The sequence below is a fragment of the Enterococcus sp. DIV1304_2 genome (assembly GCF_050555445.1).
Taxonomy (GTDB): Bacteria; Bacillota; Bacilli; order Lactobacillales; family Enterococcaceae; genus Enterococcus_B; species Enterococcus_B pernyi.
Genome location: NZ_CP187851.1, coordinates 2,235,336 through 2,250,909 on the forward strand (window position 1 = coordinate 2,235,336; position 15,574 = coordinate 2,250,909).

A 15,574-nucleotide genomic window follows, 5' to 3' on the forward strand; every position below is an offset into this window, starting at 1 on the left:
GAAACTGTAATAGTACAGTTTCTCATGATTTACGAATTAGAAATCTCATGTTCTTCATCAAAAGGTAATATCGTGGTGATGTGAAAACCATCCGTTCCATCAATCAACAATTTGCCGTTCAATACGGCTGTTCGTTCTTCCATTCCTACGATCCCAAGGCCTTTACGATAGTCCAATGCCCTTTTTCCATTGTTCTTCGATTCAAATCGTAAAAATTTTTGATACACATGCAAACGCACCGTAACCGTTGAAGCTTCACTATATTTCAACGTATTCGTCAAAAACTCTTTCAAATTTGCCGCTAATACCTGCCAATGAAAACGACTGATTTTATCTAGGGAACCGCTATATTGGAAATCCACGATAATCTGGTGAGTCTCGGAGAAACGTTGGAGTTCTGCCTTTACTTTATTGATGTTCAAGGTTTCATTCTTTGGTCGCTCGTCATGTAACACGTTGCGCACTTCGTTGATCGACTTTCTTAAGCGATCAGCAGATTGACTCAATAATTGATGCGCTTGTTCCGGTTGTTCTCGATTGATGACCTTTGCCGCCTCTATTTGGATCAAGCAACTCGTTAAGTCGTGCCCCAGGTGGTCATGGATTTCATGAATGATCCGTTGTCTTTCTACTAACGTTGCTTCTTTTTGCATCGCTTCAGCATTCAGAGTGCTTTGTGCAAAAAGTTTTGATAACTTGTTTCGTTCAATCCGTAAAAAATCGGAAGAAGTAGTTAACTCTTCTTGTTGTTTCATCATTTTTTCCGCAGACCAAACGATACTGATCATCCCACTTACCCACAGTACAAAGAGAAAATAAAGTGACTCAGAGAGAAAAAAGCTGCCAACACTATAATTGATCAAGGCTACGACTAAAAGTAACCATGATTTTTGGAAGCAAAAATAACCTTGCAGCAAGGAAAGTGGCAATAGAAAAATCGCTTGTTCGACAAAAATCAAACTCAATAGAACACTGATCAATTGCAAAGCAACAAACCAAGGCCGATGTCTCTGAAAACTTTCGCCTAAGAAAAAAAATGTCAACCATACCATACTTAAACTAATGACAAACATCAAAATAGTAGCGGATGTTTGATAGATCATCAACCCGATCAAACCAATGATCGATAGCAAGTTGATCGATAATTTGATTGCTTGCATCTACGTCATGACCTCACCCGTGAGAACATAGATCGCTAATTGCGTACGATGATCCAAGTTCAGTTTTTTTAAAATCATTGAAAGATTGTTATGGACAGTACCTTCACTTAAAAATAGTGTTTGTGCAATCACTTTATTCGTCATTCCTTTTGCGACTAAGTAGGCAATTTCTTGCTCTCGTTCCGTCAGTAAGGAGAGATCTGCTTCTTGATCATTCTTGTTACCTAATTGTTGCGTTGCCTTCACGAGGATTTCTTTCGAAAGGATCGTTTGTCCCTGTAACACACTTTTGATTGCTTGAATCACCGCTTCAGGAGGAGTTGTTTTCAGCAAGTAACCACTTGCACCGTTGCGTATCCCTTCCTCTATGTAACGATCTTCATCAAACGTAGTTAAAATGATGACAGGTATCTGATATTCTTCCGTAATCTGTTGCGTAGCAGTGACGCCATCCATTGCCGGCATTCGGACATCCATCAATACAAGATCGACTTGATTTTTTTCGCAAAAAGCAATAGCTGAACGCCCATCATGACAAATACCCACTACTTGAAAATCGTTTGTACTTTCTAAAATGATTTTTAAGCCGCTTGTAATCAGTGCACTATCATCTACTAATAAAATGTTTGTCATAGTGATTCTCCATTTTTTTATTTTGAGCAAGTAGGAGTAACAAGCAATCAAATCAAAAAGTGTTGGCTTCTACTTACAAAGTAGTCTTCGCATGTGTTATCTTTTTTGATGAGTTCATTTCTTTTGCCTCTCGTACTTGATCTTTTCTTATAGTATACTCGAAAGAATCAGCAAATAGAAGTTTGAGCCCGTAGTCGGCGTTTGTCTGTCGGATGACTACTCACTGATCTTCCCTATCCATTTTTAATCAACAAAAAAAAGATTGAGACAATCATGTTAGTTCTCAGAAATAGTCCAAAACCTAAAAAATAGAAAATAAAATTCTAGGTTCATAGAAAGATTTCTTGACGCTATACACAATTAGCTCAATCTTTATGTCATCGCTTAATTATTTTTTTTATGCTTCAGCCAGCTAGCTAAAGCTGTACCTACCGCGCCAAAACCAAGTAATGCGAATGCACTAGCTACTTCGCCAGTTTTCGGTAGATTGCTGTCTCTGCCATTATTTCTTGTTGATGCAACATTTGTCGCCACACTGCCACTACCACTTCCACCAATTGGAGTCGTGCCGGTTTGATTGTTTCCTAACTGATTGTTGCCAGAAGGAGCGCTGATGTTATTCCCGCCATTTCCAGTATTCCCAGTGCCCCCCGTGTTTCCACCGGAATCTCCGCCATTGCCTCCCGACTGCGCTGTAGTAAGCATAATGGGTTCAGACTCTTCCCCTTGTAAAAAGTTGGTACTCTCGTCTGAAATCGCAGTGATCCAATACGTTGTGTTTGCACTCAATCCCAAAAATACGCCATCTACTGCTGGTACACCATCTGCGTATGCAACGACTCGCGCAAGCGGATTGGCTTGTGGATCTATGTCGTAAATCAGGTAGGTCACATCTTGCAGCAATTCTTCCGCATGGTCATGGTACCAGTGCTCGCCTGGTGTATCTGGGGTATCGTCATGGTGTAGAAGTGCAGTATCCGCAATCGTGATCACTTCATGGGTATTGTTTTGTTTTGCTAATTCCTCATCTATTCTCAGAAATGCACCGGCTGCTTTCGTGATTGCTTCGACATCAAAGATATCTGTGACCAGATACTCATGATTCCCAATAGTCGGTAAGCCGGTAACCTCATAGTTGGAAAGGTTAACCGTGCCCCAATCAATGGTCCAGTTCGCTCCTTCGATCGTATTCGTTCCAGCAGCACTATTCGTATATTGGAAACTTGCTTCTTGCCAAATCACCTCATCTCCAGGTGCCAACCCAGTTAACGTCGGCATATCGAAATGATCAATTTCAGTCGTTCCATTGAATGAACGAGCAAAAACTGTCCCTTTTTCTAGAATGATCTCAGCCGGAGTCACTTCAATCATTGCTTTATTCCAATTCTGTCCAGGTTCTAATGTAGTGATACGACTGATTGGTGTAGCAGTCACTTCATAAATCCCAACACTAGAAATTTCCAAGATCAAATCCATACCATCGGCTGAAATGTTTACCCCATCCGCATCTGTTTCAAAAAGATAATCATCTGGATTTCCACCTCGTCCGAATAAAGAAAAGACATCAGTAAGTGGAATCTTTGTTTCTGCTCCACCATATGGCACTTGAAGCGTTTCTCCTAACGCATTGATCGGTAAAGTATCCATCTCGTTACCTAGTCCTAGCTTCGGATAATTTGTCGCAGTATCCCACACCCAAGTACTACCGAAATCCCAACCATTTGATTCATAAGTCGCTTGCGTGCGCAATTCAATGACATCTAAAGGTTCAATGACATCTTCGATCACTTGACCGCCAACTGGAACCCCGCCGTATAAAGCTTCAGAGTTATTATAGTAGTAATTATTGATATTCGTTCCACCTAAACCGAAATGATCGACATCGGATTCTCCAGTGACATCCCCCATCCCATAACTGTTTTTGATTGTTAGAGAGCCGGCATTACCGACAAAACCGCCAACAGCTTCAATGCCAGTTACATGTCCTGTACTATAGTTGCGTGCTACTTCAATCGCATAAGGATGAATGGCCCCGATAAATCCTCCGACGTTCGTTCTCCCAATGACATCGCCTGTCGCATAGGAATCGACTACTGTACTGTAGAAGTCGTGTCCACCAATCAACCCTCCCACGTTTTCACTTTCCGGGCTGTCAATATTCCCAGTAGCATACGAGCGACTGACTTTACCCCAGCTATTCAGACCAATTAGTCCTCCAGTATTGGTGGTATTCGCTGTGACATTTCCTGTGGCATAACTATCTACAACTGTATTTCCATTTACTCCGATCAGCCCCCCAACAGCTTGAGGATACATGTAAGGATTGGCATTAACTGTTATCGTTGCTGAAGAAGATGAGCGCGCAATCGTAGTACCTGCGACAGTATTCGCCATATAACCAACTAGTCCACCAATGTTATTCCCACTTGCTTCAATACTTCCACCAATAACAGTAGAATCAGTGACGGTCGTTGGTCCTTTAGATAGGTCATTGATTTGACCAATCAATCCCCCAACATTATTTCCGTAGAGCCCTCCCACAACCCGAGGATTTTCTAATGTGATCCCAGAAATCTTTGCACCGTCTGTCACACCGAAGAACCCACGATTATGCAGATCCCCAAGTTGTACCCCAGTATTCACTATCATATTACGGATCACTGTTCCAGGTTCAGCTGTAAAACTTCCAGTAAATTTTGTTGCTAAAGTTGTCCCATATCCAACAGGTATCCAATCTGAAGTGAGTGTAATATCATTCATCAATTGGTAATGCGCCGCGAGATCATTTCGCATTTCATTCAATTCAGCTTCAGTGGTGATTTGGAAGGGCGAGCTGAGAGAACCATCACCTGCTCCAGAAAAGTACGATTCAATGATCGTTTCGTTTTGCGCTTCCATTTCTTCCATCACTGTCTGTTGCACTTCAACCAGTTGATCGGTTGTCTCGAGTGTTACATGGTCGTCTTCTTCAGTTACCGCCACATGACGATCATCCTCCAGAACCACGACTTCCTCGGAAGACACTTTTTCATTTATGATTTCATCATCAAAGCTTTCTTTTTCTTCGTCTATTGGCTCTTCTTCAATAACTGTATGTCTTACTGGATCAATATCTTCTAAAACGTTTGCAAAAGTCGGTACTGTTTGCGTTAACACCATTGAACTTAAAAGTATATTTGCAATAAGTTTTTTCTTGTTCAGTTTAATCATAAATATGTCCGCCCTTCATTATCTAACCATATTTTAATTTATGTACAAATTATCTCATAAAAAATTTGATAAATGAACTTTTTTACTATCTAAGAAGCACCTATAATTAGATAACTCTAATTATATTATAACTAAATGTTTTTTTATTTATGATATGAAAGTTCATGTTTACTTCATGAAACTTCTTGTTATTACTTTTTTACCAATAAGGAAACACAAGATATTAAAACATTGTTATGTAAAAAAAAATCTTTTTTATTTTCCACTAAAATAAAAGTATGTCCCTCTCTGAATCGAGAGAACTTTCAACATCTTCTTAACGGCTTCCAGTTTAATTACTAATTTGTCGATCTCTTACTTCGTTTCATAGAATGATAATTATAATGTTTCCTAAAAATAGAAAAAACAACCGCCAACTTGCACATTGTAAATTTTACTCCTAATAAAATGATAAGGTTAATCATTGTTAACTCAGGCAATCAAAAGCGAAGGTGTCCGATAACCACCATGAATGATGATTCGATCAATCATAAAACAAACAATTTTGTTTTGTTATTTTATTTTGATAGTATTTTCGGATCTTTTAACTGACAAAAATAAGAAAAAAAGAAAAACAACCAGAAAATACACGGATGTATTTTCTGATTGCTTTCTTTTTCTTAGCAATTGATTTACGCAGATACAGATAAACAACTAACTATTTTTTAGATATTCAAAATATGAGCCCATTGAAAAGGACGTAATCGCTTAAATTGATAGTGTCATTTTTCTAATTCTAAGTAACTGACCTTTTTGTCTGGATATGAAACAATCCAAACAATGATAGCTTTCGGTATGTTTACCCTTGCTTTAGTTGGCTTGGTTGTTACAATGCTAAAAAATGACAAAAAGAAATAGCCGTCACTTTTTCCCGGAGACGACTATTTCCAAATTAGCATAAAATTCTGTCACCGGGTTTAGCGGTGCTGTCAAAAGGGAACTGTTGACGCAGTTCCTTTTTCATTTTTATTATAGCACAACTTCGGCTTCTTCTTCAATTCTGATTCAGTGTATTTTAAGTGAACATACAAATTTTTCAAAAAAACATCCGTGTTTATCTAAAGTTCAAGGACTCTATCTAGGGCGATATGCTATACTTTTTGGGACAGTAAAGTTGAATGACGGTGGCGACTTCAAAAAAGGTGGTGGTGCTTATGGAGATAAGTACTGAAATCGAAGAAAGGAGAAGCCTTTTGTCTGTTGAAACAGCGTTAGGGCTAATGATCAGTTTCGGTTCATTTACCGCTACTTTGATCTTTGGCATCCTAACCTTGACCAACAAAAACGACAAAAAGAAATAGCCGTCACTTTAGCGAGGATCGGCTATTTCTATAAAAATATCTAATTCTTGTCACTAGCTTTTAGCGGTGCTGTCAAAAGGGAGCTGTTGACGCAGTTCCTTTTTTCGTTTTTATTATAGCACAGTTCAAGCTTCTTCTTCAATTCTGATTTCTGATTTCTGATTAAGTGTATTTTAAGTGAACATACAAATTTTTCAAAAAAAACATCCGTGTTTATCTAAAGTTCAAGGACTCTATCTAGGGCGATATGCTATATTTTTTTAGACAGTAAAGTTGAATGACGGTGGCGACTTCGAAAAAGGTGTTGGTGCTTATGGAGATAAGTACTGAAATCGAAGAAAGGAGAAGCCTTTTGTCCGCATATGAAATAATGCAAACAATTATAGCTTTCGGTATGTTTACCGTTGCTTTAGTTGGTTTGGTTGTTACAATGCTGAAAAATGACAAAGAGAAGTAACCGTCACTTTAGCGAGCCGATGGTTTACTTCTCTTTGAGTTAACTATTACACTTGCCACTAGCTTTTAGCGGTGCTGTCAAAAGGGAACTGTTGACGCAGTTCCTTTTTTCGTTTTTATTATAGCACAGCTTCGGCTTCTTCTTCAATTCTGATTGATATACAAGAAGGATTTATGGAGACAACTAATTGACTGGACGAATAGATTCCGACTTAAAAAACGATTACTCAAAATTTATGACAAGCTTTTTATCCAATCCTTGTGCTAGTTCGATCACTAACTCAATACTAGGATTCATTTCACCTGTTTCAACTCGTGAAATGGTTGATTGAGGTTTCCCAATTTTTTGCGCTAATTGTTTTTGTGTTAATCCAGCACTTTTCCTTAATTCTGCTAGTTTTAACGCAACATCTAATTTAGCTTCTTCAATTTCCATTAGATGCACAAATTCTTCACTTTTTTCCGCTCTTTTTTTTATATAATTTTGTACTTGACTCATCATATCCACCTCTCGTTCTTACTTAAAAAATTGTCTCGCAACTTTCTACCTTTTTCTAACTCTCGTCTGGAAAGCTTATTTGCTTTCTTTCGAAACCCATGAGTAATAAAATATTCATGCCCTTTTCTTTGAAAATGTATCCCTCTTAAAGCATTACTACTTATACTTGCTCGCACTTCATACAGATTGCTCTCCAGTTTTTTTACCCACTCTTGCCGCATAGCTGTATGTATATCTGTTTTTTCAATTTTATCAATGATTGATAAAAGTTTTGTAGCCTCCTTGTCACTCAATGAATCAAGGAATCTTTCAAATTCATCGTCCCACTTAAATTTAGGATGATTCAACTTATTTCCTCCTAACCCTATCACTATATAGCGAATTAGCTATATTTCTCTACTATTTGTTAAAAACTTTTTTCTTTAGGCAAATCAAAATTTCATGTTTATTTTTCCCTTCTTTTCATGGTTGATTTATCCTTTACACAATCAATTACGCTAATTAAAGACTATTATTTTAATCTATATTGCTATCCTTAAATCAAAACAAAAAAAGCGCCTAAAAAGGCGCTCCTGGTAGAAATTTGGAAAACTGAGCTTTCAAAAGTACGTAAACAACGGTTTTTGTTCCTTGATTTTTTCCCAATTTTATTGAGTTTTACCATCATTTCCGATACATCTTAAACTCTAAGAATAAATCGTTATAGATTCCTAAGTATTCTGAACCGAGATTTTCATAAACTTCAAGATGCGAAATCGTTTCATCCGATGGATAGAATTGTTCATCTTCGGAGATTTCCTTTGGTAACAATGCTTTGGCAGCTTTATTTGGTGTGGAGTAGCCGATATATTCTGCATTTTGAGCGGCGTTCTCCGGATCGAGCATGAAGTTGATGAAATCATAGGCGCCTTCTTGGTTTTTAGCTGTTTTTGGTATGACGATGTTATCAAACCAAAGATTTGAGCCTTCTGTTGGGATCACATAATGTAAATGTTCATTTTCATACATCATATCTGCTGCTTCACCTGAGAAAGTCACAGCAGCTGATGCCTCTTCGTTGATCATATACATTTTGATCTCATCTGCAACGATTGCTTTGACATTTGGCGTCATTTTATTCAATTTTTGAGCTGCTTCGTTCAGTTCGGTCATGTCTTTGCTATTCAAAGAATACCCTAAACTATTCAAAGATAAGCCCATCACTTCTCTAGCTCCATCAATCAACATCAAGCTGTCTTTCAATTCTGGTTTCCAAAGGTCATCCCAATGCTTGATTTCTTCTTCGTCGAATACTTTATCGTTATACACGATACCCAAAGTTCCCCAGAAATAAGGAATCGAATATTTATTATCAGGGTCGAAATCCAAATCCAAGAAGCGATCATCGATATTGTTCAGGCCTTTGATCTTACTATGATCTAAAGGCATGACAAGTTTTTCTTCAATCATTTTTTGGATCATGTATTCACTAGGAATAGCAATATCATAATTGGTTCCGCCCTGTTGAATCTTGGTAAACATGGCTTCATTCGAGTCAAATGTTTCGTAATTGACTTTATAACCGGATTCTTGTTCAAACTTCGTGATCAAACTAGGATCGATGTAGTCTCCCCAGTTATAAATGGTCACGATTTTCGCTCCACTCATTCCGCTCGCTTTTTCTAATTGTCTAACACTGACAAGCAATACACCAATGATCAAGATAATACCGATCAGCAAAGATTGTAATTTTTTCATCGTAAACGAGCCACCTCCTCACGGTTGCGGCGATTTTTTTTCAATCGTTTTGGTCGGTTTTCTTTACTGATAAAGTAGTAACCGATCACTAATACCATTGAGAATAAGAAGACAAGTGCGCTCAATGCGTTGATCTCTAAGCTGATTCCTTGCCGCGCTCTTGAATAGATCTCAACGGATAAAGTAGTAAAGCCGTTTCCTGTTACAAAGAAAGTGACCGCAAAATCATCCAAAGAGTATGTGAACGCCATGAAATAACCGGCAATGATTCCTGGAGATAAAAACGGTAAAATGATATTTTTTACGACTTGGAAATTATTCGCTCCTAAATCTCTCGCAGCATCCACCATCGAATCGTTCATTTCTTGCAATTTTGGTAAGACCATTAAAACAACGATAGGAATACTAAAAGCGATATGGGAAAGCAAGACACTTTGAAAGCCTAACCCAAAGCCGATTAGCGTAAAGAAAATCAAAAAACTCGCACCGATGATCACATCGGGAGAAACAAGTAAAATATTGTTCATGCTCAATAGCGCCGTTCGTGCTTGACGTTTTTTCGTGTAATAGATCCCCATCGCGCCAAATGTCCCGATGATCGTTGCAATCAAAGCCGATAAGAACGCCAGCATAAATGTATTCAATACGATGATGATGAGTCGTGTATCCTCAAATACCGCTTGATAGTTCTCCCAAGTAAAGCCGGTAAAGCTGTTCATCGTTCCGCCTTCATTGAAGGAATAAAAAATCAAATAAAAAATCGGTAAATACAATAATAGAAAGACAACTGTTAGATAGAGATACGACCATTTGAATTTTTTTCTCATGAGCGACCTCCTTTTTTCTTCTCACCAGTTAGTAACATCACAACGAACATAGCGATGATCAAAATCACGCCGATCGTTGAACCCATGCCCCAATTTTGCGTCACTAAGAAATGCTGTTCGATCGCTGTACCTAGCGTGATCACTCGATTTCCACCAATCAAACGTGTCAACATGAAAAGTGATAGTGAGGGAATGAAAACTGCTTGTACCCCACTTTTCACGCCGTTCAATGACAAAGGAAAAATCACTCGGCGAAATGTTTCAAAATTACTTGCTCCTAGATCTTTACTAGCACTCAATAATGAAGGATTCATTTCTTCTAAAGCATTAAAAATCGGCATGATCATGAAAGGAATCTCGATATATGTCGCTACGAATAAGAAGCTAAAATCAGTAAATAAAATCTGTTGTGGGCCAATGCCGACAAACTCGAAAAAGTGGTTGACACTTCCATGGATACTGAAAATCCCGATAAAGGCATATGCCTTCAACAATAAATTGACCCATGTCGGTAAAATGATCAACATCAACCATAATTGCTTATGTTTCAATTTCGTTAAAAAATAAGCTGTTGGATAGCTGATCAACAATGTGAATAATGTAATCAAGAACGCATACCATACCGAATTGATCGTCATGGCGATGTAAGTTCCTGAAGTAAAGTACGCAGCATAATTGCTTAATGTAAACTGACCACTCATATCAAAAAAAGATTGATAGATGATCATCAAAACAGGCGCAATCACAAATAATCCAAGCCACAAAACATAAGGGATGGAATAGATCCTACGCATTGTTCTCATATTCTCTCCCCCTATTCTTCGTAGCTTTCCAAACGTGCATCGAAGTCTTCTTCTGACTCATTGAAACGCATAACGTGGATATCTTCTGGTTCAAAGGCTAAGCCGACTTGACTCCCTTCGCGCGCTTTTTTCGTTGAGTGGACCATCCATTCATTTTGTTGCTCATCATAGCAAATGATCTCATAATGGACACCACGAAATAGCTGAGTGTCAACTGTCACGACTAATTTCCCTTTATCCGGTGTTGTGATCGTTAAATCCTCTGGACGAAGTACGACTTCAACTGGTTCATTGACGCGCATCCCACCATCGACACACTCAAATTGTTTGCCAACAAACTCAACCAAGTTATCTTCAATCATCACGCCATTGACGATATTGCTTTCACCAACAAAATCTGCCACAAAATGATTGATTGGTTCATCATAAATATCCACAGGAGTACCACTTTGGACGATTTTCCCTTTGTTCATCACAAAAATCTCATCACTCATTGCTAACGCTTCTTCTTGATCATGCGTCACAAAAATAAAGGTGATCCCTAAACGTTGTTGTAGTTCGCGCAACTCATATTGCATATCAGTACGTAACTTTAGATCCAAGGCTGATAACGGTTCATCCAATAACAAGACTTTCGGCTCATTGACGATAGCTCGCGCGATGGCCACCCGTTGGCGTTGTCCCCCTGACATCTCGCTGATCTCCCGCGTTTCATATCCAGGTAATTGCACCATACGTAATGCGTCTTTGACTTTTTTTTCGATTTCTGATTTAGGCATTTTTTTGATTTTCAATCCAAATGCAACATTATCAAATACATTCATATGAGGAAATAAGGCGTAATCTTGGAAAACCGTATTGACTTGGCGCTTATTTGCCGGTAGATCGTTTAGGCGCTTTCCTTCAAAATAAATATCTCCTTCGGTTGCTTCCGTAAATCCTGCAATGATTCGTAAAATCGTTGTTTTCCCACAACCAGAAGGCCCCAACAATGTATAAAATTTTCCTTGTTCGATCTCAAAACTGACATTCTTCAAAATTGTTTCATCATCATAGCTTTTTACGACCTGATCGAATGATATGATTGGTTTTCCCACTTTTTCTGCCCCCTATATTACAAGTATGATTCGGTTGCGACGATCAATACCTTAGTTTGTTTGTTTTGATGATTGCGTAATTGATGGTGTGTCGTTGCCTGATAGTACATCGATTGACCTTTTTTTGCTACATACTCTCGCTCACCCAAGCTTAGCGCGATCTCCCCTTCTAAGACAAAGATAAATGTCTCTGAGAGTGAAGGTTCAAAGGTTTTATATTCACCAGCTGTATCGAATGTCAATAAAACTGGTTCCATTTCTTTTTCGTTGGAATCTGTCACTAACCATTCCAGTTCGTAACCATTTTCCTCATCATAATAGACCGTTCGATCTTCTTTCGTATAAACGATTTGAAGGTTGGGTGTTTCTTGATGAAAAAAAGCTTCTGGGGTAACTCCTAATACTTCAAGGATTGAGAAAAATGTTTCCATCGATGGCGAACTTAAATCCCGCTCAAGTTGTGAGATATAGCCCTTTGATAAATCTGTCCGCTCCCCTAATTCTTCTTGTGTCAAGTTTTTTTGGATACGCAGATTTCGTAACTTCTCACCAATTTCCATTTGTCACTGTCCCCCTATGCGAAGTTTTCTAATAGTAAACTCCAAGTTTACTACCACCTGTATTAGTATACAAATTTCCTCTGAAAAAACAACCCTTTTGCTTGAATTTCCTTTGTACTTTTTCGGTTATCTCAACTTTTTTTTAGAAGAAATTAATCAGCAAACTACTAGAAAATGAAACGCTTTATGGTATGATTAAGGAAAATTTCGAAAGGAGTACCTTCTATCTAATGAATACATTCAAACAGTTTCAAGTAAACAACGAGCCTACTTTTCATACAAGCATCGTTGACAAAGAATTTCCTGAGCTGACTAATAATGAAGTTTGGGTAAAAATCGCTTACTCAGATGTCAATTATAAAGATGCGTTAGCTTGTAGTGAACATGGCCAAGTGATTCGTCATTATCCAATGACTCCCGGAATTGATTTTTCTGGTGTCGTCATGAAAAGCTTGGACAAACGATTTCAACCAGGAGATCAAGTTCTAGCAACCGGCTATGGGTTGGGCGTTAGTCAACCTGGTGGCTATAGCGATTACCAGAAAGTAACTGGAGATTGGCTCATCCCTCTTCCAGAAACGATGACCCTACGTCAGGCAATGGTTTTAGGCACCGCTGGTTTGACTGCTGCACTTTGCGTGAATGCTTTACTTACCCAAGGAATGAAAGCAGAGGACAAAGTAATCGTCACTGGTGCCTCTGGCGGAGTTGGTAGTGTGGCAATTGCCATGTTGCATAAAATGGGCTTTCAGCAAATCACCGCATTTTCTCGTAAAGAAGAAGCAAAGACTTGGCTACAGAAACTAGGGGCGACTCAAGTCGTTCATCCAGAAGCCTTTCTACCAGAAAAAAATAAACCGTTAGACAAACAACAAGTCGATTATGTGATCGATACTGTTGGGGGCGAACAGCTCACACGATTATTGCCTTTGATTGCTTATGATGGCGCAGCTGCTCTTTGCGGCAATGCGGGTGGCATCAAATTGACAACAACAGTGTTACCTTTTATTTTACGCAATATCCAGTTGATCGGGATTGATTCAGTCAATGTCCCACATGAGAAACGCTTGAATATCTGGCAACAACTAGCAGACCTATCTGTAACTGATCATTTAGTCGTCAATGAGATCACCTTAGATCAATTGGAAGAAACAACCACAAAAATCCTTGATGGGACACACCAAGGAAGAACACTTGTCACTGTAGGTGAAACAATATGAAGGTATTGATCACAGCCGGTGGCACAAGCGAACGAATCGACCAAGTCCGCTCGATCACGAATCATTCGACTGGACGTTTAGGTCAAGCCATCGCAGAAGCCTTTCTTGTTCACGAGACTGTGACGATCGACTATGTAACGACACGATCTGCTGTAAAACCTACTGCTTCTAAACTTTTGACGATCCATCTCATTGATTCTACACAAGACTTACTGGATACGTTAGAACGATTGATGCAAGAAAATACCTATGATGCCATTATCCATAGCATGGCGGTCAGTGATTTCACACCGGCTTTCAGTCTTTCTGAACAACAGTTTGCTGAGCGCTTGAGTAAAGAGGCATTGACCCCTGATTCACTGCCGTCATGGTTGGCAGAAACAGAACGAACCGCTAGTAAAGAAGCCAAGATTTCATCTGATACGGACTATCTCTTTTTGACCTTGAAGAAAACACCGAAGATCATTCGTTCGTTACGCCAATGGCAACCAAATGCTGTCATCGTTGGTTTTAAATTATTAGTCGATGTCTCGAAAGAACACTTATTGGACGTAGCTAAAAAAAGTTTGATCACCAATCAAACCGATTATGTTTTGGCCAACGACTTGACTCAAGTCAGTGAAACACACCACCATGGCTATTTATTATCTAAAAATGGTGAGGTCATAGAAGCCGATACGAAGCAAGAGATTGCAAAATGTATCGTCACTGCGATTCTAAAATAAGGAGGAATTCACGATGAAAAAAATCCTACTAGGTGTATCGGGCAGTATCTCTGCTTATAAAAGTGCAGATATCACAAATCAACTAGTCAAACTCGGTTATCAAGTCGATGTCATCATGACAAAAAGTAGTAACAAATTTATTACACCTTTAACATTGCAATCCCTTTCAAAACGTGCTGTCCATACAGACGTTATGCAAGAAAACGATCCTTCAGTGATCAACCATATCGAGCTAGCCAAACAAGCAGACTTGTTTTTGATTGCACCAGCCACTGCAAATATTATCGGCAAGTTAGCGAATGGTCTAGCGGATGATCTCTTATCGACTGTTGCCATGGCACTTTTACCGGAAACACCAAAATTGATTGCACCGGCGATGAATACTAATATGTACCAACATCCGATCAATCAAAGAAATTTAACGACGCTAAAAGAAATCGGTTATCAAGAGATTGAACCTAGAGAATCCCTCTTAGCTTGTGGCGATTACGGAAAAGGTGCTTTAGCGGATAACCAAATCATTATCGACCAAGTCACACTTCTGCTGAATCAGAGGTCGGTCTAGTATTTAAGGAGTTATGATGAAAAATACCAAAAACTTTACTTTAACTGCTATGTTTTTAGCAATTATGATCTTACTCGCTGTCACGCCTCTCGGATTTATTCCGATTGGGCCGATCAACGCAACAACGATGCATATCCCTGTCATCGTCGCTTCAATTATTTTAGGTCCTCGACTAGGTGCCTTTCTCGGTGGCACATTTGGTTTGATCAGTCTGATTCGCAGTACGTTCATACCAACACCGTTGTCTTTTGTTTTCTCACCGTTTATTCCGGTGATCGGCACAGAACAAGGAAGCTGGAAAGCCTTGATCATTGCCTTGATACCTAGAATCCTGATCGGTGTTGTTCCTTATTTCGTGTATAAAGGAATACAGCGATTGACAAAAAACAAAGTTAGTCCGCTCTCATTGTTTCTCGCAGGGATCGCTGGTTCTCTGACCAATACGATCTTAGTGATGAACTTGATCTATTTTCTATTCCAACAAGATTATGCACAGGTTCTTGGGACAAATATCAATGCAGTCTATTCAGCAGTTTTAGCGGTCATCTTTACTAGTGGCGTACCAGAAGCAATCGTCGCTGGTTTAGTCACAGCTGCGGTATCTACCGTTTTACTACGAATGATTCGTTAATGATCGGATTAAAAAACCAAAAAAGAGTAATGCGGTATGTTAGCTCTTTTTTGGTTTTTTTGTCGATAAGTGTTTAGTCCTGAATTTTTTATCTTTTGGTGTTACCATGAT

The 15,574-nt window shown here is 38.9% G+C and carries 17 protein-coding genes; 7 read left to right on the forward strand and 10 right to left on the reverse strand.

Annotated features, from left to right (window positions below; all coding sequences use genetic code 11):
• Window positions 1-29: 29 nt before the first annotated feature.
• The 3 genes from IGJ14_RS10315 to IGJ14_RS10325 form a co-directional block, all read right to left on the reverse strand.
• Entirely contained in the window at window positions 30-1,160 is a 1,131-nt protein-coding gene (locus IGJ14_RS10315) for a sensor histidine kinase (protein ID WP_019723562.1), read from the reverse strand.
• On the reverse strand, window positions 1,161-1,793 hold the full coding sequence (locus IGJ14_RS10320; RefSeq protein WP_019723563.1) for a response regulator transcription factor: 633 nt from the start codon (window positions 1,791-1,793) through the stop codon (window positions 1,161-1,163). It lies immediately after the preceding gene.
• A 384-nt stretch (window positions 1,794-2,177) separates the two neighbouring features.
• The gene (locus IGJ14_RS10325) at window positions 2,178-5,003 is read right to left on the reverse strand and encodes a GLUG motif-containing protein (protein ID WP_019723564.1); all 2,826 of its coding nucleotides are present in this window, start codon (window positions 5,001-5,003) and stop codon (window positions 2,178-2,180) included.
• Between the two features lie 783 nt (window positions 5,004-5,786).
• Here IGJ14_RS10325 and IGJ14_RS10330 point away from each other — a divergent pair.
• The 3 genes from IGJ14_RS10330 (at window position 5,787) to IGJ14_RS10340 (ending at window position 6,800) form a co-directional block, all read left to right on the forward strand.
• Complete coding sequence (locus tag IGJ14_RS10330; RefSeq protein WP_229048857.1) at window positions 5,787-5,900, forward strand: putative holin-like toxin; 114 nt, start codon at window positions 5,787-5,789, stop codon at window positions 5,898-5,900.
• Between the two features lie 296 nt (window positions 5,901-6,196).
• Window positions 6,197-6,343 (forward strand): putative holin-like toxin, encoded by a 147-nt coding sequence (locus IGJ14_RS10335; RefSeq protein WP_065096901.1) that lies wholly within the window; start codon window positions 6,197-6,199, stop codon window positions 6,341-6,343.
• 313 nt (window positions 6,344-6,656) lie between these two features.
• The gene (locus tag IGJ14_RS10340; protein ID WP_019724701.1) at window positions 6,657-6,800 is read left to right on the forward strand and encodes a putative holin-like toxin; all 144 of its coding nucleotides are present in this window, start codon (window positions 6,657-6,659) and stop codon (window positions 6,798-6,800) included.
• A 222-nt stretch (window positions 6,801-7,022) separates the two neighbouring features.
• Here IGJ14_RS10340 and IGJ14_RS10345 read toward each other — a convergent pair whose 3' ends face one another.
• The 7 genes from IGJ14_RS10345 to IGJ14_RS10375 all read right to left on the reverse strand — a co-directional run bounded on the left by IGJ14_RS10345 (window position 7,023) and on the right by IGJ14_RS10375 (window position 12,322).
• The gene (locus tag IGJ14_RS10345; RefSeq protein ID WP_229048851.1) at window positions 7,023-7,298 is read right to left on the reverse strand and encodes a helix-turn-helix domain-containing protein; all 276 of its coding nucleotides are present in this window, start codon (window positions 7,296-7,298) and stop codon (window positions 7,023-7,025) included.
• Window positions 7,298-7,645 carry a type II toxin-antitoxin system RelE/ParE family toxin gene (locus tag IGJ14_RS10350; RefSeq protein WP_019723764.1) on the reverse strand — a complete coding sequence of 116 codons (348 nt, stop codon included), beginning with the start codon at window positions 7,643-7,645 and terminating at the stop codon, window positions 7,298-7,300. Before IGJ14_RS10350 ends, IGJ14_RS10345 begins: the two co-directional genes overlap by 1 nt.
• A gap of 316 nt (window positions 7,646-7,961) precedes the next feature.
• Complete coding sequence (locus tag IGJ14_RS10355; RefSeq protein WP_019723763.1) at window positions 7,962-9,035, reverse strand: ABC transporter substrate-binding protein; 1,074 nt, start codon at window positions 9,033-9,035, stop codon at window positions 7,962-7,964.
• Window positions 9,032-9,862, reverse strand: coding sequence for an ABC transporter permease (locus IGJ14_RS10360; RefSeq protein WP_019723762.1), 831 nt, complete (start codon window positions 9,860-9,862; stop codon window positions 9,032-9,034). Before IGJ14_RS10360 ends, IGJ14_RS10355 begins: the two co-directional genes overlap by 4 nt.
• Window positions 9,859-10,665, reverse strand: coding sequence for an ABC transporter permease (locus tag IGJ14_RS10365; protein WP_019723761.1), 807 nt, complete (start codon window positions 10,663-10,665; stop codon window positions 9,859-9,861). The genes IGJ14_RS10360 and IGJ14_RS10365 overlap by 4 nt, the downstream gene beginning before the upstream one ends.
• Window positions 10,666-10,676: 11 nt before the next feature.
• Window positions 10,677-11,762, reverse strand: coding sequence for an ABC transporter ATP-binding protein (locus tag IGJ14_RS10370; RefSeq protein WP_010734779.1), 1,086 nt, complete (start codon window positions 11,760-11,762; stop codon window positions 10,677-10,679).
• A gap of 17 nt (window positions 11,763-11,779) precedes the next feature.
• Complete coding sequence (locus tag IGJ14_RS10375) at window positions 11,780-12,322, reverse strand: helix-turn-helix domain-containing protein (protein ID WP_019723760.1); 543 nt, start codon at window positions 12,320-12,322, stop codon at window positions 11,780-11,782.
• A gap of 230 nt (window positions 12,323-12,552) precedes the next feature.
• Here IGJ14_RS10375 and IGJ14_RS10380 point away from each other — a divergent pair, with 230 nt between their 5' ends.
• The 4 genes from IGJ14_RS10380 to IGJ14_RS10395 are packed head-to-tail and all read left to right on the forward strand — an operon-like array spanning window position 12,553 to window position 15,463.
• The gene (locus tag IGJ14_RS10380; RefSeq protein WP_019723759.1) at window positions 12,553-13,542 is read left to right on the forward strand and encodes an acryloyl-CoA reductase; all 990 of its coding nucleotides are present in this window, start codon (window positions 12,553-12,555) and stop codon (window positions 13,540-13,542) included.
• On the forward strand, window positions 13,539-14,267 hold the full coding sequence (locus IGJ14_RS10385) for a phosphopantothenate--cysteine ligase (RefSeq protein WP_019723758.1): 729 nt from the start codon (window positions 13,539-13,541) through the stop codon (window positions 14,265-14,267). The genes IGJ14_RS10380 and IGJ14_RS10385 overlap by 4 nt, the downstream gene beginning before the upstream one ends.
• A 13-nt stretch (window positions 14,268-14,280) precedes the next feature.
• A complete protein-coding gene (gene coaC, locus IGJ14_RS10390) occupies window positions 14,281-14,832 on the forward strand; it encodes a phosphopantothenoylcysteine decarboxylase (RefSeq protein ID WP_195339216.1) in 552 nt (183 codons plus the stop codon).
• Between the two features lie 16 nt (window positions 14,833-14,848).
• On the forward strand, window positions 14,849-15,463 hold the full coding sequence (locus IGJ14_RS10395) for an ECF transporter S component (protein WP_019723266.1): 615 nt from the start codon (window positions 14,849-14,851) through the stop codon (window positions 15,461-15,463).
• Window positions 15,464-15,574: the final 111 nt, after the last annotated feature.